At 68.4% G+C, this 19,676-nt stretch carries 23 protein-coding genes; 14 read left to right on the forward strand and 9 right to left on the reverse strand.

Annotated features, from left to right (window positions below):
* Positions 1 to 19: 19 nt before the first annotated feature.
* Positions 20 to 247 carry a hypothetical protein gene (locus L3V18_RS04615; RefSeq protein WP_237053415.1) on the reverse strand — a complete coding sequence of 76 codons (228 nt, stop codon included), beginning with the start codon at positions 245 to 247 and terminating at the stop codon, positions 20 to 22.
* 100 nt (positions 248 to 347) lie between these two features.
* Here L3V18_RS04615 and L3V18_RS04620 point away from each other — a divergent pair, with 100 nt between their 5' ends.
* Positions 348 to 1,211: an AraC family transcriptional regulator gene (locus tag L3V18_RS04620; protein ID WP_237053416.1), complete on the forward strand. Its 864-nt coding sequence runs from the start codon at positions 348 to 350 to the stop codon at positions 1,209 to 1,211.
* Between the two features lie 88 nt (positions 1,212 to 1,299).
* Here L3V18_RS04620 and L3V18_RS04625 read toward each other — a convergent pair whose 3' ends face one another.
* The 3 genes from L3V18_RS04625 to L3V18_RS04635 all read right to left on the reverse strand — a co-directional run bounded on the left by L3V18_RS04625 (position 1,300) and on the right by L3V18_RS04635 (position 4,610).
* A complete protein-coding gene (locus L3V18_RS04625) occupies positions 1,300 to 1,683 on the reverse strand; it encodes a DUF805 domain-containing protein (RefSeq protein WP_237053417.1) in 384 nt (127 codons plus the stop codon).
* Between the two features lie 101 nt (positions 1,684 to 1,784).
* Positions 1,785 to 3,194, reverse strand: coding sequence for a DNA repair protein RadA (radA, locus tag L3V18_RS04630; protein WP_237053418.1), 1,410 nt, complete (start codon positions 3,192 to 3,194; stop codon positions 1,785 to 1,787).
* A 138-nt stretch (positions 3,195 to 3,332) separates the two neighbouring features.
* Positions 3,333 to 4,610: a nucleotide sugar dehydrogenase gene (locus L3V18_RS04635; protein ID WP_237053419.1), complete on the reverse strand. Its 1,278-nt coding sequence runs from the start codon at positions 4,608 to 4,610 to the stop codon at positions 3,333 to 3,335.
* A gap of 329 nt (positions 4,611 to 4,939) precedes the next feature.
* Between L3V18_RS04635 and L3V18_RS04640 the strand changes: the two genes are divergently transcribed.
* From L3V18_RS04640 to aqpZ, 9 genes are all read left to right on the forward strand, one after another.
* A complete protein-coding gene (locus L3V18_RS04640; protein ID WP_237053420.1) occupies positions 4,940 to 5,272 on the forward strand; it encodes a YegP family protein in 333 nt (110 codons plus the stop codon).
* Positions 5,273 to 5,625: 353 nt separating this feature from the next.
* Positions 5,626 to 6,339: an alpha/beta fold hydrolase gene (locus tag L3V18_RS04645; RefSeq protein ID WP_237053421.1), complete on the forward strand. Its 714-nt coding sequence runs from the start codon at positions 5,626 to 5,628 to the stop codon at positions 6,337 to 6,339.
* A gap of 176 nt (positions 6,340 to 6,515) precedes the next feature.
* Entirely contained in the window at positions 6,516 to 6,725 is a 210-nt protein-coding gene (locus L3V18_RS04650) for a hypothetical protein (RefSeq protein WP_237053422.1), read from the forward strand.
* Between the two features lie 165 nt (positions 6,726 to 6,890).
* On the forward strand, positions 6,891 to 7,286 hold the full coding sequence (locus L3V18_RS04655; RefSeq protein WP_237053423.1) for a hypothetical protein: 396 nt from the start codon (positions 6,891 to 6,893) through the stop codon (positions 7,284 to 7,286).
* A gap of 38 nt (positions 7,287 to 7,324) precedes the next feature.
* Positions 7,325 to 7,687, forward strand: coding sequence for a hypothetical protein (locus L3V18_RS04660; protein WP_237053424.1), 363 nt, complete (start codon positions 7,325 to 7,327; stop codon positions 7,685 to 7,687).
* Positions 7,688 to 7,700: 13 nt separating this feature from the next.
* Complete coding sequence (locus L3V18_RS04665; RefSeq protein WP_237053425.1) at positions 7,701 to 8,264, forward strand: SixA phosphatase family protein; 564 nt, start codon at positions 7,701 to 7,703, stop codon at positions 8,262 to 8,264.
* Positions 8,265 to 8,396: 132 nt separating this feature from the next.
* Positions 8,397 to 9,257 (forward strand): pirin family protein, encoded by an 861-nt coding sequence (locus tag L3V18_RS04670; RefSeq protein ID WP_237053426.1) that lies wholly within the window; start codon positions 8,397 to 8,399, stop codon positions 9,255 to 9,257.
* A gap of 174 nt (positions 9,258 to 9,431) precedes the next feature.
* Positions 9,432 to 9,905: a hypothetical protein gene (locus L3V18_RS04675; RefSeq protein ID WP_237053427.1), complete on the forward strand. Its 474-nt coding sequence runs from the start codon at positions 9,432 to 9,434 to the stop codon at positions 9,903 to 9,905.
* Between the two features lie 404 nt (positions 9,906 to 10,309).
* Positions 10,310 to 11,044, forward strand: coding sequence for an aquaporin Z (gene aqpZ, locus L3V18_RS04680; protein WP_237053428.1), 735 nt, complete (start codon positions 10,310 to 10,312; stop codon positions 11,042 to 11,044).
* A gap of 72 nt (positions 11,045 to 11,116) precedes the next feature.
* On the opposite strand, the gene L3V18_RS04685 is transcribed toward aqpZ, so the two are convergent.
* The 5 genes from L3V18_RS04685 to L3V18_RS04705 form a co-directional block, all read right to left on the reverse strand.
* A complete protein-coding gene (locus L3V18_RS04685; protein WP_237053429.1) occupies positions 11,117 to 11,428 on the reverse strand; it encodes a DUF3861 domain-containing protein in 312 nt (103 codons plus the stop codon).
* Positions 11,429 to 11,474: 46 nt separating this feature from the next.
* Positions 11,475 to 12,338, reverse strand: a complete 864-nt coding sequence (locus tag L3V18_RS04690; RefSeq protein WP_237053430.1) for a pirin family protein — start codon at positions 12,336 to 12,338, stop codon at positions 11,475 to 11,477.
* 433 nt (positions 12,339 to 12,771) lie between these two features.
* A complete protein-coding gene (gene rlmKL, locus L3V18_RS04695) occupies positions 12,772 to 14,949 on the reverse strand; it encodes a bifunctional 23S rRNA (guanine(2069)-N(7))-methyltransferase RlmK/23S rRNA (guanine(2445)-N(2))-methyltransferase RlmL (protein WP_237053431.1) in 2,178 nt (725 codons plus the stop codon).
* Positions 14,946 to 15,488, reverse strand: coding sequence for a hypothetical protein (locus tag L3V18_RS04700; RefSeq protein WP_237053432.1), 543 nt, complete (start codon positions 15,486 to 15,488; stop codon positions 14,946 to 14,948). Before L3V18_RS04700 ends, rlmKL begins: the two co-directional genes overlap by 4 nt.
* 3 nt (positions 15,489 to 15,491) lie before the next feature.
* Positions 15,492 to 16,013, reverse strand: a complete 522-nt coding sequence (locus L3V18_RS04705; protein WP_237053433.1) for an MOSC domain-containing protein — start codon at positions 16,011 to 16,013, stop codon at positions 15,492 to 15,494.
* Between the two features lie 73 nt (positions 16,014 to 16,086).
* Here L3V18_RS04705 and L3V18_RS04710 point away from each other — a divergent pair, with 73 nt between their 5' ends.
* From L3V18_RS04710 to L3V18_RS04725, 4 genes are all read left to right on the forward strand, one after another.
* Positions 16,087 to 16,647 carry an N-acetylmuramoyl-L-alanine amidase gene (locus L3V18_RS04710; protein ID WP_237053434.1) on the forward strand — a complete coding sequence of 187 codons (561 nt, stop codon included), beginning with the start codon at positions 16,087 to 16,089 and terminating at the stop codon, positions 16,645 to 16,647.
* Positions 16,648 to 16,841: 194 nt separating this feature from the next.
* Positions 16,842 to 17,738: an acyl-CoA thioesterase II gene (gene tesB, locus L3V18_RS04715; RefSeq protein WP_237053435.1), complete on the forward strand. Its 897-nt coding sequence runs from the start codon at positions 16,842 to 16,844 to the stop codon at positions 17,736 to 17,738.
* A 155-nt stretch (positions 17,739 to 17,893) separates the two neighbouring features.
* Entirely contained in the window at positions 17,894 to 18,805 is a 912-nt protein-coding gene (locus L3V18_RS04720; protein ID WP_237053436.1) for a hypothetical protein, read from the forward strand.
* A 314-nt stretch (positions 18,806 to 19,119) separates the two neighbouring features.
* Positions 19,120 to 19,623 (forward strand): hemerythrin domain-containing protein, encoded by a 504-nt coding sequence (locus L3V18_RS04725; RefSeq protein ID WP_237053437.1) that lies wholly within the window; start codon positions 19,120 to 19,122, stop codon positions 19,621 to 19,623.
* The last annotated feature ends 53 nt before the right edge of the window (positions 19,624 to 19,676 follow it).

Genomic DNA, 19,676 nt, shown 5'->3' on the forward strand with positions numbered 1-19,676 from the left:
CCGCACCCCCCAACTTGCCTCACGGCGGCTGCAGGCCGAATACATCCGTTTGAAGAGCAATTCGCCGAGCAATATCCGCACTGGCGAATATTGCCTCGGCCAGCATCATGCCCGGCAGCAGGCGATGCGGATCGGCTTCAACGAGATCTTCCACCTGCTCGGCATCCTGTTGCTGCGGGTGAGCGTGTCCGTCTGGTCCGCCAGGCCGCCGCTCGCCGCCAAGGTCGGCGGCGCGGCCGGCGGTCATTGAGCCGGCACCATAAGCGGTTGCGGACCAGGGACGCACTGAGCAACCTCCATCAATCCGGTCCCGGCAGGATGACGGGGCGGAAACGACGGAGACCCGCATGAAACGACCCGCGACACGACGCAGCTACGCGGCCCGGGTGGAAAAGGTGGTCGCACACCTTGCCGACCGCCTCGACCAGCCGCTGAAACTGGAGCAGCTCGCCGCGATCGGCCACTTCTCGCCCTTCCACTTCCACCGCATCTACCGCGGGCTGATGGGCGAAACGGTGGCCGAGACCCTGCGCCGGATGCGCCTGCACCGGGCGGCGGTCGAACTCGTGCACGGCCGGCACACGCTGGAGACGGTCGCGCGCCGCTGCGGCTACGGCAGCGGCGCGGCATTCAACCGCGCGTTCGCGCAGGCCTACGGCATGCCGCCGGGGGCGTTCCGTCGCCGCCAGGACCGTCCCATCGCGGGCCTGTCCTGTCCCGACTCCGATTCATCCGAGGACACCGACATGTACGAGGTAAAGATCGAGGCCCTGCCGTCGCACCACGTGGCCGCGCTGCGGCACGTCGGCCCGTATCACCAGATTGGACGCGCCTTCGAAAGGCTGGGCGCCTGGGCGGCCGGTCACGGCATGGGATTCGCCCGGCAGCGCAGCTTCGGCATCTATTACGACGACCCGGAAAGCAAGCCGGCCGACGAACTGGTGGCCGATGCCTGCATCGAGATGGCGGCCGGGCAGCCGCTGGACGGCGAAATCCGTCCGCTCACCATCGCCGGCGGCCGCTACGCCGTGCTGGTCCACACCGGACCCTACGCCGAACTGGAGCGTCCCTATCGCTGGTTGTTCGGGGAATGGCTGCCTGCCAGCGGCGAAGAGGCCGCAGACACGCCGGTGGTCGAGGAATACCTCAACGACCCGCAATCGCTGCCGCCCAGCGAGTGGAAGACCGCGATCTGCATGCCGTTGAAATAGCGCCCCGGCTCGCCGATCGCGATCGGCAGGGGCGCGCAGCAATGAAAAAGGCCGGGGACTTCCCCGGCCTTCTTTGTCGGATCAGGACTCAGGCCTGTTTCGGATCGTCGCCGAACCGGTTGGCACCGCGGGTACCCTCCAGGCACATGAAGACGAGCACGATCAGCCCGCCCAGGTACGGGATCAGTCCGAGCAGCACGAACCAGCCGGACTTGTCCTGGTCATGGAAGCGCCTCACCTGGACGGCCAGCGACGGCACGATCAGCGCCAGGGCCACGATCACCATCAGTCCGAAACCGATCTTGGAAAGCATGCCCATGCCACCGCCCTGCGTATCGATGCCCGCGAAGACCGGGATCATCAGCACCGCGAACACGATGAGCTGGAACAGCACGAACATCCAGTATTCCTTGCGCCGCGAGCGCCCCGAAAAATCCGCGTAGCGACGCAGCGGCATCAACATCCATTCCATTTCGACCCCCTGATATTGTCTTTTTAGTGTTGCCCCGCTGAGCGGGGCCGGGGATGATGGCACGAATCTGAACAGGGCAACAGCCCAAGCGTCGCCCGGACTCAGATCGCCGCCTCGACCGCTTCGGCCAGGCGCTCCACCGCGACCACCTGCATCTCGCCGACCTGGCCGGAACGCGGCGCGTTGGCCTTGGGCACGATCGCCCGCTTGAAACCGTGGGTCGCCGCCTCCTTCAGGCGCTCCTCGCCGTTGGGCACCGGGCGGATCTCGCCCGACAGGCCGACCTCGCCGAAGGCAATGGTGCGCTCGGCGAGCGGCGCATCGCGCAGGCTGGACAGTACCGACAACAACACCGGCAGGTCGGCGGCGGTTTCCTGCACGCGAATGCCGCCGACCACGTTGACGAACACGTCCTGGTCGCCGACCCCCACGCCACCGTGCCTGTGCAGCACCGCCAGCAGCATCGCCAGCCGGTTGCCTTCCATGCCGACCGCGACCCGGCGTGGATTCGACAGCGGCGACGCGTCGACCAGCGCCTGCACCTCGACCAGCAGCGGCCGGGTACCCTCGCGGGTCACCATCACGCAACTGCCCGGCTGCGGCTCTCGGCTGCCCGACAGGAAGATCGCCGACGGGTTCGGCACCTCGCGCAGGCCCTTGTCGCCCATCGCGAAGACACCCAGCTCGTTGACGGCGCCGAAGCGGTTCTTGAACGCGCGCAACACCCGGAAGCGGCTGCCGCTCTCGCCCTCGAAGTACAGCACCGCGTCGACCATGTGCTCGAGCACGCGCGGGCCGGCGATGCCCCCTTCCTTGGTCACATGGCCGACCAGGAACACCGCGGTGCCGGTCTCCTTCGCGTAGCGCACCAGCCGCGCCGCGCTTTCGCGCACCTGGCTGACCGAACCCGGGGCGGCGGTCAGCGATTCGGTCCACAGCGTCTGCACCGAATCGGCGACGATCAGCCGCGGATGCATTTCCGCCGCCTGTTCGAGGATCTTCTCGATACCGGTCTCGGCCAGCGCATGTACGCCATCGAGCGGCAATCCGAGGCGAGCGCCTCGGCCGGCGACCTGCGCCAGCGACTCTTCGCCGGTCACGTAAAGCGAAGGCAGCGTGCCGGCCATCTTCGCGACCGCCTGCAGCAACAGAGTCGACTTGCCGATACCCGGGTCGCCGCCGACCAGTACCACCGAGCCATGCACCAGGCCGCCGCCAAGCACCCGGTCGAGCTCGCCGATTCCGGTGGAAACCCGCTCGGCCTCGGTATGGGTGACGTCCTTGAGTGCGGTGACCTTCGGCGGATCGACCTTGCCGGCCCAGCCGCTGCGCCGCGCGGCCGCCCCCTTGGCGGCAGCAGCGGCGGGCTCGATGACGAATTCGCTCAACGAGTTCCAGGCCCCGCATTCGGCGCACTGGCCCTGCCACTTGGAATGGTCGGCACCGCACTCGGCGCAGACATAGGCGGTGCGGGCCTTGGACTTGGCGGACTTCGAGGGGACTGTCGACATGTTCGGGGGGAGGGGTTGAGTGTTGGGTCTGACGGTTCCGCACCCATCACTGCCGGAAGCCGGCTCCTGGCGATGCGTTCACACGGACATCCACTGTACCCGGGGCGGTCGCAGACCGTGAGATCGCCCGCGCAGGACCTACAGCCGCCCGTCGACGCCTTCCGCGCCCAGTACCGATTTCACGTCGTAGACCACGCAACCCGGCTTGCCGTAGCCCCGCGCCATCGCGATTCCGCCGTCGCGGAACACGCGATGCGGCACTGCCAGGATCACCGCGTCGTACTCGCCCGGCCGCGGCGCTTCCAGAAGCCGGATGCCGAGCTCCTCGCGGGCCTCATCCGGGTCGGCGAGCGGATCGTGCACGTCCACCCGCGCGTGCGAGGCCTGCAATTCGCGGACGATCTCGCCGACGCGGGTGTTCCGCAGGTCCGGGCAGTCCTCCTTGAAGGTCAGGCCCAGCACCAGCACCTTCGAATCGACCACGTGGATGCGCTTGCCGGCCATCAGCCGCAACACCTGGTGCGCGACGTGCAGCCCCATCCGGCTGTTGATCCGGCGCGCGGTGAGGATCAGCTCCGGGTGGTAACCGAGCACGGTCGCCTTGTGGGTCAGATAGTACGGATCGACGCCGATGCAATGGCCACCGACCAGACCCGGCGTGAACGGCAGGAAGTTCCACTTCGTCCCCGCCGCGTCGAGCACGTCGCGGGTGTCGATCCCCATCATGTTGAAGATCATCGCCAGCTCGTTGACCAGGGCGATGTTGACGTCGCGCTGGGTGTTCTCGATGACCTTGGCGGCCTCGGCGACCTTGATGTTCGGCGCACGGTGGGTACCGGCCTCGATGATGGTCGCGTACAGGCGGTCGACGAAATCCGCCGCCTCCGGCGTCGAGCCCGAAGTGACCTTGGTGATCGTCGCCAGCCGGCGCCGGCGGTCGCCGGGATTGATCCGCTCGGGGCTGTAGCCGCAATGGAAGTCCTCGTTGAAGCGCAGTCCGGACGCCTGCTCGAGGATCGGTACGCAGACTTCCTCGGTCGTGCCCGGGTAGACGGTGGATTCGTAGATCACGGTGTCGCCGCGTTTCAGCAGCGCACCGACCATGCGACTCGCGGCTTCGACCGCGCCCAGCGCCGGGCGGTTCGCCTCGTCCACCGGGGTCGGCACCGTGACGATGTAGACGTTGCAGCCTGCGATCTCCGCCGGTTCGGTGGCGAACGACAGGCGTCCCGCCGCGGCGATCTCTCCTGCCGAGGTTTCCAGCGTGCGGTCGCGGCCCTGCCTCAGCTGCTCGACGCGACGCACGTCGATGTCGTATCCGACCGTGTCCAGATGGCGGCCGAACGCCACCGCCAGCGGCAACCCCACGTAACCCAGCCCGATCACGGCCAGGCGGACATCCTCTATCGACTGCATGCAGGCCCGTATCCATCACCCTGAAAACTGCCGGCCACTCTATCGCGATTCGCGCCCTACCGGACCCCGACGATGGCGCAGTTCACCGCGACGAGCCCGGACGAGGCGAATCCTCGCTCCCGCGCCGGTTGCAAGTGAAACACCACCCGACCAGACTCGGCCAGGACCTGTGCATGGCCGGGCCGAATGTCGCGCGACCACTGTGTACACGTCACGGGGAGTACCTTTCGACGTTATCCCTCGAATGGACCCTGATGGGACCCGACGGCGACCCGGTCGCGCCTCCGCGTCCGGCGCCGCAGACCACGTGCCAAACCAGGAGAAGCCAGATGGCAGGAAAGTTCGAACTCAAGAAGTCCGCAAACGGCCAGTTCCACTTCAACCTCAAGGCCGGCAATGGCGAAATCATCCTCAGTAGCGAAATGTATGAATCCAAGGACTCGGCCAGGAACGGCATCGCGTCGGTCCAGAAGAACTGCAGCGACGACGCCCGCTACGAGAAGAAGGAGACATCGACCGGCAAGCACTACTTCACCCTGAAGGCCGGAAACCACCAGGTGATCGGCAACAGCCAGATGTACACGAGCGCCGCCTCGCGCGACGCCGGCATCGAATCGGTTAAGCACAACGGCACCAGCACCGACATCGAAGACAACAGCTGAGACAGGCACCCGCGCGGCGAGCCACGCATGTTCGTCATGCGCACGCACCACGCCCGCAAAAGCCCGCCATCGGCGGGCTTTTGCGTATCCACCCGAGATCCCGGAACGGAGATAGACGCGACCGTCGCACTTGTCTCCTGATGCCGCCTGACGCAGGCTTCCGGTATCGCTCCATGCCGGGGGCTCCGCGGGTGCCAGGCCGTTGATCATGTTCGGACGATTCATGCAGATTTTCCTGCAACTGCTCCGAGTGACGGTCCCTCTTGCTCTCGCCGGCATGACATGCTCGCCACTCCCGCCGTACTGACACCTCTTGCTGGGGCTACGTCGCCCCACTCCGGGTCGAGGATGGAATGACAGCACTCGTGATACTGCCCGGGCTCGACGGCACCACGGCCCTGCTCGAAGCGTTCTGCTCCCGTATCCGGCAATCGGGGCTGCCGGCTCGCACCACCGCCTATCCGCCTGATCGCGTGCTGGGCTATCCCCAGCTCGAATCCCTGGTTCGAGCCAAATTGCCTGCCTCGGAACCCTTCGTGTTGCTTGGCGAGTCGTTTTCGGGGCCATTGGCCATCCGTATCGCGGCCCGGCCGCCGGCCAACCTGGCCGGACTGGTGCTGTCCACTACCTTTGCCCGTTCGCCCGTGCCCGCCCTGGCGCCGTTGACCGGGCTCGTCCGCTTCGCCCCGGCTCGCCCGCCGATGCCGCTGCTGTACTGGTGGCTGCTCGGATCGTGGGCGACGCCGCCCCTCCGCTCGGCTCTTCAGTCGGCGCTGCATACGGTCGTGCCCTCGGTACTACGCGCCCGGGCCGCAGCGGCGATGAGCGTGGATGTGTCGGCCGTCTTGCCTTCCATACGAATGCCGGCAATGCATCTGGTGGCCAGTCGCGACCGGCTGCTTGGCCGATCTGCTGCCCAGTTGGTGGCGCACGGCATTCCGCATTGCCGTACCGTCACCGTCGCCGGACCACATCTGCTGCTGCAGGCTGCAACAGAGCCATGCGCCCTCGAGGTCGCGGATTTCGTATCTGGCCTTGCCATCGGCAACTCGCCCGCACGATCATGACCCGGCCAGTCGCGACCACTGACGACTGGCGCGCCCACGAAGCAGCCGCCTCCAGACCTTTGCGTTGCGATAAGCTGCAATACGATGAACATCGATCTTTTCCAGCGGCGGAAACACGATCCCCATGAGCTCCGGCAACATGTTCGCGGCGACATGTTTCCCACTGGAACCAGGCGTTGACTCCCGGATTCCTCCCACTGGCCCTGCTGGGATCGACCGCGGTCGTCACGACGGCGATCGGAGGATTTCTTTGCTATCGCGGACACGCCTTCGTCGGCGTTCCTGTGCTTTTTCTCGCCCTCGTTCTCGTCGACTTCTTCCGCAACCGGGCCATCCGCATCGCCGCCGCTCGTAACGACAAGGACCGGGACAGGCGTGAAGATTGATACAGGATGCTCCCGCATCCGACGCCCGGCAGACTGGCCCGGAGCCTCGTCGTCCGGCTGCTCACGCGTTCAGTACCGTGCCTGAATCCCGGGCGGTGTAGTGCGCCCGCCGCTGCTGCGATTCGGGTAGATTGCGGGAGTCCCGGAAGCACATGGAGGTCGACGATGCGACTGTTGCTGACGAACGTCCTGCTCGCGTTCGCGCTGTGCCTGTCGGCGCCCGCGTCCGCGCACGATGACGACGAATGGGTTTTCTACCAGGCCAGCGAGCTGGTGCCGTGGTGCCGGCAGGAGGCCGAGGCGCTCTACATCGGCCTGGGCATGACGCCGTACCAGTGGGCGGCCTCGTATCACGACCGCAGCAACGTCCTGTACGTGCAGGGCCGGTTGCGCGTGCACGGCGACGATGTCGCGGTGCGCTGCCGGGTGGCGCGAGGCGCCCGCGAGCGGTACGCGGTGATCGAGGTCGACGACCCCACGCTGCAGCAGGAGAGCGAGGCGGCGGGCGGCATCGACGGTTCTCCTCTCCGTGCAGCGCAGGCCACGCAGGCACCGCGCTGAGATGATCAGCGCCGGCCGGCGTACGGATGGGCGATACGATGGACCTGCTGTACTCCGCGTCCCTGTTGCTGGCCATCGTCCTGGCCGGCACCGGATTGGCGGCCGCGGCTACCTGCCTGCTGATGCGAGCCGCCGCGAAGCGTTCCACCGGATACCCGCCATCGCCGACCGTTCCTGCGAGACACCGTGCCTGGCTTCGCGGCAGCGCGGCCCTGGTCGTGACCGCAACAGCATGTCTGTGCGTATCGGTGTTGGCGCACCGTTTCTCCGGCCACGGCCCGGGCAGTCCGGCACCGATGGACATGCCGCGGTTCCTGATCGAGCATCCGGCCTTCGGGATCGCGGCCCTGCTGGTACTCTCGGCGGCCACCGCATTGGCATTCGCGAGGAACAAGGCCTGAGCGGCCCGGCACGATGAGCAGATCCGCCCTCCTGTCCCACCGCATGCAGTTCCACTGCATGGCCGCCCTCGCGCTGGCGCTGACTGCGTGCACCACGAGCGGGCATACCGCGAAGGCCGAGCCGCAGGCTTCACGCTTCGTCATCGTCCGGCATGCCGAGAAGCAAAGCGGCGACGCGGCGACGGCCAGACCGGACGATCCCGCACTCACCGATGCTGGCCGCGAGCGCGCCGTGCGGCTGGCCGCTTCGCTCGTCGGCGATCCGGTGGTGGCCGTGTATGCGACGCCGTACCGCCGCACCCGAGACACCGCATCGCCGACCGCACGCATGCACGGTCTGCAGGTCAGCGAGTACGATCCGCACCAGCCGGCCTCGGCGCTGGTCGACGCACTGCGTACCGCGCATCCGCACGGCACGGTGCTGGTGGTCGGCCACAGCAACACCGTGCCCGCGATCGCTTCCGCACTGTGCGGCTGCGAGATCGCCCCGATCGGCGAGGACGAGTACGACCACCGCCACGTCATCGACATCGACCGCCAAGGGCGGGCGCGGCTGGGCGGCAGTCCGGCGCCCTGAACTCGGCCCCGACGGGGTCGCATCGCGCGCCCACGCGTTGTCCGCCGCTGCAACGCTGTGTCGCGACCGCCGGTCTTCGCCTTCACGCCGACGATGCCAAGCTTTGAGCCTCTCGCAATCACGATCACCACCATGACCACGATCATCGCGCCCCGCGTGCACGACCTCGGCGGCTTCCAGGTCCGACGCGCCGTCCCCACCCTTCAGGCCCGCAGCGTGGGCCCCTTCGTCTTCGTCGATCACATGGGCCCGGCGGTGTTCGAGCCCGGGCGCGGCATCGACGTGCGGCCGCATCCGCACATCGGACTGGCGACGGTGACCTTCCTGTGGTCGGGCACCATCACCCATCGCGACACGCTTGGCAGCGTGCAGGACATCAACCCGGGCGACGTCAACTGGATGACCGCCGGCCGCGGCATCGCCCATTCCGAACGCACGCCGGCGCCGCTGCGCGAGGGCGAGCACCCGCTGCATGGCATGCAGACCTGGGTCGCGCTGCCACTGGCCGACGAGGAAACCGCCCCATCCTTCCATCATCACCAGGCCGCTACCCTGCCGCAGCAGCGCCGCGACGGCAGCTGGCTGCGGGTGGTCGCCGGCCGCGGCTTCGGCGAGGAGTCGCCGGTGAAGGTGTTTGCCGACACCTTGTACGTCGCGATCGACCTGGATGCGGATGCCGAACTGGCGCTGGACGACCGTCACGCCGAACGCGCGCTCTACGTACTGGAAGGGCAGGCCCAGCTCGACGGCGCTGACATCCCCGAGCGGCACCTGATCGTGCTCGACCCCGGCAGCCGCGCGCGGCTGCGGGCGAAGACGACGGTCAAGGCGATGCTGCTGGGCGGCGAACCGCTCGACGGCCGCCGCCACCTGTGGTGGAACTTCGTTTCCAGCTCGAAGGAGCGGATCGAACAGGCCAAGCAGGACTGGCTCGAGGGCCGGTTCGGCCGGATCGAGGGCGACGACGAGTTCATCCCCCTGCCCGACCGTTGATCGGCGCGGAGGCAGACGTATTCACGAAATCGTGACAAATATCACGCGACGTGACGACCGCGTGATTTGTCAATCCCCTCCGTCTGCTTTATGGTCGTGACGTTGGTCACGCGGTGGCCGGCACACCCATTCCGGGTGGCAACACCTGGATCACGCGGTAGCCAGGGGGATTTCATGAAGATGGGGACACGTTGCAAGACGTTCTGCGTGCTGGCCCTGCCATTGCTGGGCCTGTTTTCCACGGCCGCGGCGCACGCACAGGATGTCCAGGGAGGGTGTCCAGAACTTCCGGCCGAGACGGGACTGACCTGGGAATACCGGGGCATGGACGGTGCCGATTTCTGCCGCGCGTTGCGTGAAGACGGCAGCGAGGCCTTCGGCATGTACATTTCGAAGGATCCGGCATTCGAGCCCAAGCGCTCGAACAAGGCCGAGGACGGGCGGATCGACGGGCAGGCGGTGGTCTGGTACCGCAGCGAGCTGGCCGGCAAGCCGGACGTGATCGCCCGCGAGACACTGCTGGAGGTGGGCAAGAACCGGACCGCCCACATCTGGGTCCAGGCACAGGACGAGCAGCAGTTGCAGGAGTCCTATCGGCAGGCCGCCGACCTGCGCTTCAACCCGCAGCGGCAGCTCAGCAGCAACTGACCGGCACGCGGCGGCAGACGATGGCCGGGCGCGGAGGCGATGATCGGTCGCTCTCCGCGTCGGGTCGCTGACGTCCCCGGCGTCGGGGATCGGCAACGATCGGCCGGTGTCGCTCTTCTTCCGGGCACTGCGCCCGCTCGCGTCGGACTACCGCACGGCCCGCTGTGGCCGCACGCGCAACCGCGCGCACGCCGCCCCTCGGCCCTGCCTGACAGTGCCTCGGCCCCCACCCCCAAGGTTCGGACCCTCTGCGCCATCTGCAACGGACGCGGTGCTTCCAGGACGCCCCCGCCCCTTAACCAATTTGGAACATTCCTTCACGGCCTTTGCACTAGCGTCGGCTTCGGCCGTGCCCGGCTGACCGGCGCCACGCGCCGCCCATTCTACTTTCGGGGAGAAAGTCCATGATCAAACGACTCGGTGCGGAGTTCCTCGGCACGTTCTGGCTGGTGCTGGGCGGCTGTGGCAGCGCGGTGCTGGCAGCGAACTTCGGGGGCGAAGGCAACCCGCTGGGCATCGGGCTGCTGGGAGTGTCGCTGGCGTTCGGCCTGACCGTGCTGACCGGCGCCTACGCGTTCGGCCACATCTCGGGGGCGCATTTCAACCCGGCGGTGAGCTTCGGCCTGTGGGCCGGAGGACGCTTCCCGATGCGCGACCTGGTGCCGTACATCGTCGCCCAGGTACTCGGCGGCCTGTTCGCCGGCTTCATCCTCTGGCAGATCGCCAGCGGGTCGCCGGCCTTCGCCCCGGATCCGTCCGCGGCCGGCAATTTCGCCAGCAACGGCTTCGGACCGCTGTCGCCGGGCGGCTACACGGTCGCGGCTGCGTTCCTGTGCGAAGTGGTGCTGACGGCGATGTTCCTGGTCGTGATCATGGGCGCGACCCACAGCCGCGCGCCGGCGGGGTTCGCCCCGATCGCGATCGGCCTGGCACTCACGCTCATCCACCTGATCAGCATCCCGGTCACCAATACCTCGGTGAATCCGGCGCGCTCGACCGGCGTAGCGGTGTTCGCCGGCTCGGGGGCGCTGTCGCAGCTGTGGCTGTTCTGGCTGGCGCCGATCCTCGGCGGACTGCTGGGCGGCTTCCTCTACAGGGCACTGGGGCCGGAGCGGCCGGACGTGGTTGGCGACCGCTGAGTACCGCGACTGCGGTCGGAAATACGGAAGGCCGCCCCCGGGGGCGGCCTTCTTCGCTTCAGGCATCGGCGCTCAGACTCCGTCGTCCTCGTGCACTGCCTTGAGTTTGCCGATGAACGCGCCGAGCGCCGGCTTCAGCGACTGCAGCAACGGATCATCGCGGTTGCGCAGCACCGCCTCGCTGAGCAGCTTCAGGCCGACAGCGAACGCGGCCGCCTCGTCTTCGCTGGCGAAGCGGCCGCTGTCGCGCTGCAAGCCGACGATCCGGAACAGGTCGTCGTGGTTGCCGTCCTCGAACACCAGCGGGTCATGCAGCAGCATGCCCCCGCGCGGCGCCGCCAGATGCTCGACGGTGATCCGGTAGCGATGTTCGCGTTTTGCCATCGGTGCTCTCCTTCTGTCGATTTCCTGCGGACCCGGGGGCGGTCCCTCAGAACCGGCCTTCCTGGTAGTCGACGAAGGCCTGCATGATTTCCTGCTTGGTGTTCATCACGAACGGACCGTAACGGGCGACCGGCTCGCGCAAAGGGCGACCGGCGACCAGGATCAGACGCGCCGCCGTTTCTCCCGCGCGCAGCAGCAGGCGTTCACCGCCGCCGAGCACGGCCAGGGTCTGCGCCGGCACGTCGCGGGCATCCTCGCCTTCGCCGATCGCGATGCCGCCCTCGTAGGCGTACGCGAATGCGCTGTGCCCCTCGGGCAGCCCGTACGTCCAGGCGACACCAGGCTCGAGCGCGATGTCGAGATAGACCGGATCGGTCGCCGGCTGCACGATCGGGCCGCGGCTGTCGCCAACCTCGCCGGCAATCACCTTCACCGAAACACCCGGCGCCGGCGTCGTCTGCGGAATGCGGTCGGGCGCGAACTCCTGGTACTGCGGTGCGGTCATCTTGTCGCGCGAAGGCAGGTTCACCCACAGCTGGAAGCCGCGCATCCGCCCCTCTTCCTGCTCGGGCATCTCCGAGTGCACCAGGCCGCGGCCGGCGGTCATCCACTGCACGCTGCCGGGCACCAGCACACCCTCGTTGCCGTGGTTGTCCTTGTGCCGCATGCGGCCGTCGAGCATGTAGGTCACGGTCTCGAAGCCGCGGTGCGGGTGATCCGGAAACCCGGCCAGATAGTCCTCGGGCCGGTCGGTGCCGAATTCGTCCAGCAGCAGGAACGGATCCAGATCGGGCAGCACCGGCCCGCCGATGACGCGGGTCAGGCGCACGCCGGCCCCGTCGGAGGCCGGCTGGCCACGAACCAGGCGGTTGACCCGGGCATCGCGGGTGTCGGTCGAGGAAGTGTTCATGGTCGTGTCTCCAATCGGTTGGCCGGTAGCCGTCGGTATCGGCACGGGCAGGTATGGGGCTGGAGAAAGGATGCGCCCGGACAGGCCGACAGGAACGCGTGTCGGGGCGCATATTCGTTCCAAAATTGGAACGATGATCAAAGCCGAAGCTCTAATGCGCTCAATCATGCCGCCAGAGCGACAGCCCAGAGTCCCTACCAGATCCGGGACTTCGCGCTTCGAATCCGCGATCTGGCGCTTCCAGTCCGGGACCTGGCGCCTCAGGTCCAGGACCTCGCGCACCAGTTCCGGAACCCGGCACTTCTGGTCCGGGACTTCGCGCTTCGAATCCGCAACCTGGCGCATCAAGTCCCGGACCTCGCGCGTGAGGTCCCGGACCCGATGCTTCAAGCCCGGGACTTCGCGCTCCAGGTCCTGGGTCCCGAGGCCCGGCTCAGCGCCTGCGGGTCAGCCGCCAGCAGCGGTGGATGCGCGGGTTCCGCTCGAAGTCCGGCGGGATGGTCGCGGCACTGATCTCCTCGCAGTCGGCGAAGACGGCGACGGCCGCGTCGTCGAGGCGGAAGCGGCGGAAGTTGTTGGAGAAGTACAGCACCCCGGCGGGTGCCAGCCGCGCCACCGCCAGCTTCAGCAGTTCGACATGCCGCGCCTGTACGTCGAAGTCGTCGGCGCGCTTGGAGTTGGAGAACGTCGGTGGATCGCAGAACACCAGGTCGTACTCGCCGCGGTCGGCGGCCAGCCAGGCCATCACGTCCGCCTGCACCAGCGCATGCGTGCGGCCGCCGATGCCATTCGCGGCCAGGTTGTCCGCGCACCACTGCAGGTAGGTCGCCGACAGGTCGACGGTGGTGGTAGCGGCCGCACCGCCGACCGCCGCCTGCACCGTGGCGGCGCCGGTGTAGCCGAACAGGTTGAGGAAGCGCTTGCCGCGGGCCTCCTCGTGCAGCCGCTGGCGCATCGGCCGATGGTCGAGGAACAGGCCGGTGTCGAGATAATCGAACAGGTTGACGCGCAGTCGCGCCGCGCCCTCGCGCACGACGAGGAGTTCGCCGCGCTGGTCGAAGGCGCCGTACTTGCTCCCGCCCTTGCCACGCGCACGGGTCTTCAGCGCGAGCTGCTCGCGCGGTACGCCGAACACCTCGCGCGCGGCGGCCAGCAGTTCGTTGCGGCGACGGCGCTGATCCGCCTCGGGGATACTGGCCGGCGCGGCGTACTCCTGCACGTGCAGGAAGGTGCGCGGCGGCGATTCATCGGTTTCGTAGACATCGATCGCCGCTGCGTATTCGGGCAGGTCGGCGTCGTAGGCGCGGAAGCAGCCGATGCCCTGTTGCCTGCGCCAGCCTTTCAGTTTCCGCAGATTCCTGCGCAGGCGGTTGGCGACCATCGTCGCGCCATCGTTGAGTTCGCGCGGACCATCTTCGACACGCTGTGGAGGGCGGACCGGGTCGACGGCGATCAGCGCGCACTCGATCGCGCCATTGAAGACCGGATAGACCTTCATGGCCCGCAGGCCGGTCGCGCGCGCGAGTTCGGCGTCGCCACACAGCAGGCTCGCGCGCCAGTCGGGCACCGCGCGCCCGAGCGCGTCGCCGAGCAGGCGGTACAGCGCGGGATCGGCGGCCAGGCGCGCGTCGTAGGGTGGATTGCAGACCACCAGCCCAGGCGCATCGGCGATCGGCAGCGCCCCGGATTCCAGCGTGGCGATATCCCCCACCTGCCAGTCGATCATGTCCTCCAGCCCGGCGCGCGCGGCATTCTCGCGCGCGGCACGGATCGCCTGCGGATCGCTGTCGCGACCGGCGAAGCGCGGTTGCAGCGCTGCCCGTCCGGCCGCCGCACGCGCCTGCGCCTCGTCCACCAGCGCGCGCCATCCGTTCGCATCGAAGCTGCGCCAGCGGGTGGGCGCAAGGCCCTCGTAGCGGGACAGGCCCGGGGCGACGTCGGCCGCCATCAGCGCCCCCTCGATCACCAGGGTGCCGCTGCCGCACATCGGGTCGAGCAACGCCCCCCCGGCCGCGTGCAGCTTCGGCCACTGGCCGCGCAGCAGGACGGCAGCGGCGAGGGTCTCCTTCAGCGGCGCCTCGCCCTGCCGGCGACGCCAGCCGCGGCGGTGCAGCGGACCGCCCCCCAGATCGACCGACAGGATCGCGCGGCCCTTGCGCACGACCAGATTGAGGCGCAGGTCGGGCGCCTCCAGGTCGACGTCCGGACGGGTACCCGTGGCCTCGCGCATCGCGTCGACGACGGCGTCCTTGACCCGCTGAGCGGCATAGCGCGCATGGGTGATCGCGGCACCGGACACGTGCGCATCGACCGCGATCGCGTGGCGCGGTTCCAGCTGCGCGGCCCAGTCGAGCGCACGCGCACCAGCGTACAGCGCCGCCTCGTCGGGACAGTCGAATTCGGCCAGCGGCCACAGCACACGGCTGGCCAGCCGCGACCACATCACCGCGCGTTGCGCGTCGGCGAGCATGCCTTCGGCATTGACCCCGGCAACGGTCGCCTTCGCCGACGCGCAACCCAGCGCGAGCAGTTCGTCGGCAAGCAGGTATTCCAGGCCCTTGCCGCAGCTGGCGAAGAAACGATGGCCTTCGGCGGTGGTACCGGCACTCATGCGTGCACCGGCCCGGCCAGCGAACGCAGCAGGGCGGCGAACGCCTCCGCGCTGTCCTCGACGTGACCGGAAAGGCGATGGCTGTCGTCGACCATCAGCAGCCGTGCATTGCGCTGCCGCGCCCAGGTCACGACGTCGGTAGCGGGGATCAGTTCGTCGTGCCAGCCGTGCACGACCGAGGTCGGCACCGCGGCAGCCTCCAGCGGCGGCGCCTCGCCCATCCGCACCGGCGGCGCCATCAGGAACAGTCCCGCCACCGGCACCTGCAGGGACACCCGCCCGGAGATCCACGCGCCCAGGCTGGAACCGGCCAGTAGCAGCGGGCCGCGCACGGCGGCCGCCTTCGCGAGCGCGAGCAGCCGCTGCAACCGGGCCGGCACGTCGCCGAGTTCGCTGACCTCGCGACGGGCATCCAGATCGGTGTAGTCCGGGCGCTCGTGGCTCCAGCCCAGACGCCCGGCGACCTCGGCCAGCGCGGTGACCTTGGTCGCGTCCGGACCGCTCTCGAAACCGTGGGAAAGAATGCAGTGTCCGCGCATGTCTCAGCCGTTCTCGTCGCCGTGGTGCGGGGCCAGCGCCTCGACGGCGCCGCCGAGCGCGAGCACGCCGCCCTCGACGATCCGGGCGCACAGCCCGCCCATGCCGCACATCGCGTTGTAGCCGCCGGGATCGAGGGCGTCCTCCATCCGCGAGCATGGATCGCAGGCCTCGGTACCTTCGAGCACGAGTCCGCCGATGCGGAGGCGAAGCCCCTTCAGCGCGATCAGCGGGATGCCCGACACCACCAGGTTGCGGCGCAGGATCTCCGGCGAGACCGAGGCATGTCCGGCCAGTGCCGCGATGGCCGGCAGGTGCTCGGCCTGGATCAGGGTGATGCCGCGCTTGCCGCTGCCGCCCGCGTAGCGATCGCCGGCCAGGCCGCCGCCGGCGCGGGCTTCGACGCGGTCGACGGAGCGCATCGACACGTTGCGCGCCGGACGCAGTCCGATCCATTCGACCCGGCCGGTACGCGGCAGACGGGTCATCAGGCGACCTAGGGATGAGTCGGCGGGGGGCAAGGTCATGGAGGAGGCTCCGGAAGGCGCGGCAGCGTGCGCAGGGCACGGCAAAGCCGGGATCGGATGGTAGCATCCGGCCATGCCGGCCCCACCCATCCTCCACGCACCACTGCCTTACGAAAACCGCCTGCAGGCGCGCGATATCGCCGGCGTCGACCTGGTCGTGATCCATTGCACCGAACTGCCGGACCTGGCGACCGCGCGCGAATACGGCGAGCGCATCCACTACCCCGGCAGTGGCACCGGCAACAGCGGCCATTTCTATCTCGATCGCGACGGCAGCGTGCAGCAGTGGGTCGACCCCGCCCGCATCGCCCATCACGTGCGCGGCTACAACGCCCGTGCGATCGGCATCGAGCTGGTCAACCGGGGCCGCTGGCCGCACTGGCACGACGCGACCCATCAGGCGATGGAAGAGCCGTACACCGCCGCGCAGATCGCGGCGCTGATCGACCTGCTCGTCCATCTGTGCGACGCGCTGCCGTCGCTGCGGCAGATCGCCGGCCACGAAGACCTGGATACCGACGAGGTGCCCGCGCTCGATGATCCAGCGCAACGGGTGCGCCGCAAGCGTGATCCGGGTCCGTTGTTTCCGTGGGGGGAAGTGCTCGAAGCCGTTCCGCTCGAACGCATTCCCTAGTCGCGGGTCGCTCCGGTCGAAATGACCGAACGGCGTATCCGACACGACACGCCATGCCAGCGAACCGGATGGTGCGATCTGCGGTTTCGCGGGCTCCGCGACCCGCGTCCCGTCGCTCTCCGTGCGGGACGAAACTCATTGGGGACGCCACGCCGCCGGTATACTGGCCTGCCTCACTCCGCCTGGTCCGCTGCATGGCCTCCCCCGTTTCGGAACTGATCGAACTGCTGTCGCTCGAGCGGCTCGAGGACAACCTGTTCCGCGGGCAGAGCCGCGACATCGGCACCAAGTACGTGTTCGGCGGCCAGGTGCTCGGCCAGGCGCTGTCGGCGGCGCAGGCGACGATGAAGGAACCGCGCCCGGCGCACTCGCTGCACGCGTACTTCCTGAAGGCCGGCGACATCGAGGCGCCGATCGTCTACCAGGTCGACCGCACCCGCGACGGCGGCAGCTTCTCGGTGCGCCGGGTCACCGCGATCCAGCACGGCCAGCCGATATTCTTCCTCGCCGCCTCGTTCCAGAAGCACGAGGACGGTGCCGAGCACCAGCTGTCGATGCCCGAGGTGCCCAAACCCGAGGACATCGCCCCGGCGCCACCGGTGCCGGAAGAGGTGATGGCCAAGCTGCCGACCAAGATCCAGCGCTGGCTGTCGCGCGGCGGCCCGTTCGAGTTCCGCCACGTGTACCCGCGCGACGAACTCAATCCGCCCAAGCGTCCGCCGTTCCAGCAGGTCTGGTTCCGGCTCGCCGAGCGGGTCGGGGATGCACCCGAGCTGCACCGCGCCCTGCTCGCCTACGCCTCCGACTTCCACCTGCTCGGCACCGCGACCTTTCCTCACGGAATCAGTTATTACCAGCCGAACGTGCAGATGGCCTCGCTCGACCATGCTTTGTGGTTCCACCGCCCGTTCCGCGCCGACGACTGGCTGCTGTACTCGATCGACAGCCCCAGCGCGCAGGCCGGCCGCGGCCTGGCGCGCGGACAGATCTTCGACCGCGACGGCCACCTGGTCGCCAGCACCGTCCAGGAAGGCCTGATCCGCGTGGTCGCCGACGCCTCGGCCGCCCGCCACGTTCCGGCCAGGGACTAGGCTCCGTCAACGCCATCGCGATCGATCGCGCCACGGTCATGCGCGCGCAGAACCTGGAAGAACGAGGAAGCTCATGCCGATAGACACCCGAACTTCGCCGCCTCCCGCGCACACGGGTGCGGCCGGCCCCGACGGCGACGACAGGTCCTAGGGCGATGCGGCAGGTATTCAGCAGCCAGCGTCTGGAGAACGTCGAAGGCGTCGCCCGTCTGCTGGAGGACGCCGGCATCGAGGTGCGGATCACCGATGGTCGCTCCTACCGCGGCAACCGCCGCGGCACCTTCAGCTACCGTGACGGCGATGTGCCGAAGCCGGCCGTGTGGGTGGTCAAGTCCGACGACCAGGTCCGCGCGCGCGAGATCCTGCGCGAAGCCGGCCTGATCGACTCGACCCGCCATCGCGACAGCTTCGTCGCCAGTTTCCGCAGCGACGACGCTCAAGTCGCCCAGGCCGATGCGCGCCGGCGCCGCATCTCGCGAATCAAGTACAGCCTGCTGGTCGTGCTGCTGATCGCAGCCGGCGCGATGACGATGTCGATGATCCGCAACCGGCCGCAGGCACCGTCGACTGCGTCGACACCGGCTGCGTCCCCCGCACCTGCACCGGATGCGACCGATGCCACCTCGATACGGCCACAGACGCCGGAACCGCCGTTCGACGGCACCCCGCAACCGACGCTGCCCGCAGTCGCCGAGGCGGTGTTCGCGCACGAGCTGCCGCAGGCCCGGCTCGACATCGCGTGCCTGTCGATCGACGGCCGCGACGCACCCGCACCGCTGATCGAATCGCTGCAGGCCTCGCTGCCGGCCGACAGCGCGCTCAAGCTGGTTTCCGCCTCGGCCTGCATGCGCAATGCCGAGGAAACCGAGGGCAGCACCCACATCGCCAGTGGCCGGCCGGCGCTGATGTTCGACGTCAGCTACTTCCGGCCGTCCGCCGCCGACGCCGGAGAAGTCGACTTCAGCGCCTATCACCACCGGATGTTCGCGAACTACCGCACCCTCGAAGTGCGGCGGGCCGATGGCCGTTGGCAGGTCACCCGGGTGCTGCGCAACATCGCGATCTGAGCACGGCGGCCGCACCGCAGGCGTGACCGCCTCCTCATCCGGCGGCGCTTACGCGGGCGAGCGGAGCCGCGGACCTTCCGGCGACCGGGGATGCTGTGTGCGTATCGCTGCGCACGCGTCGAATTGACAGGATCTTCACAGTACGACGCCGTCGGCCTGCCAGGCGGCAACGCCCGAGCGCGCGTTGAACCTGCGACATGCCTCATCAAAATGGGGGGGCTATCACATATCCGTCTGTTGGCCGCAGCGCCTGTCGCCGTCTGTGCCGATACTGGGGCATCCATTCCAGCGGCATGATTCAGGGGAGCACCATCATGGGGTTTTTCAGCAGGCTGTTCGGCAACAAGGAGCCGGCGGCGCCGGTCGCGGTTGCGCATCCTTCCGGAGCGCCGAGGGCCATCAGCTACGACCCGACGCTGATCGAGCGGCTCAAGGGCGATCACGAAGATCTGGTCGCGCTGTACCAGCGAATCGGCACTCTGCTGGAAGCGGGCCAGTTCGGCGACATCCGCAGCGAACTGGTCAACTTCAAGACCCGCTTCGAGGCCCACATCCTCACCGAGAACGTGCGCTTCTATGTGTACCTGGAGCAGCACCTGCCCGACGCGCACGACATGGACCTGATGCGCGACTTCCGCCGCGAGATGAACACCATCGCGCGTGGCGTCGTCGACTTCGTCAAGAAGTACCAGTTCGCCGCATTCGATGCGAACGTCCGCGAGCAGTTCGTGAGCGACTACAGTGCGGTCGGCGGTCTGCTGGCCCAGCGCATCGAGCGCGAGGAGAGCAACCTGTACCCGCTGTACCAGGCGACCTGAGCCGTCGCGGTACCGGCTTCGCGCCCCGCCCGCGCACATCACGACGCGACAAC

Origin of the sequence: Marilutibacter chinensis, assembly GCF_021725675.1 — a bacterium.
Lineage (GTDB): Bacteria > Pseudomonadota > Gammaproteobacteria > Xanthomonadales > Xanthomonadaceae > Marilutibacter > Marilutibacter chinensis.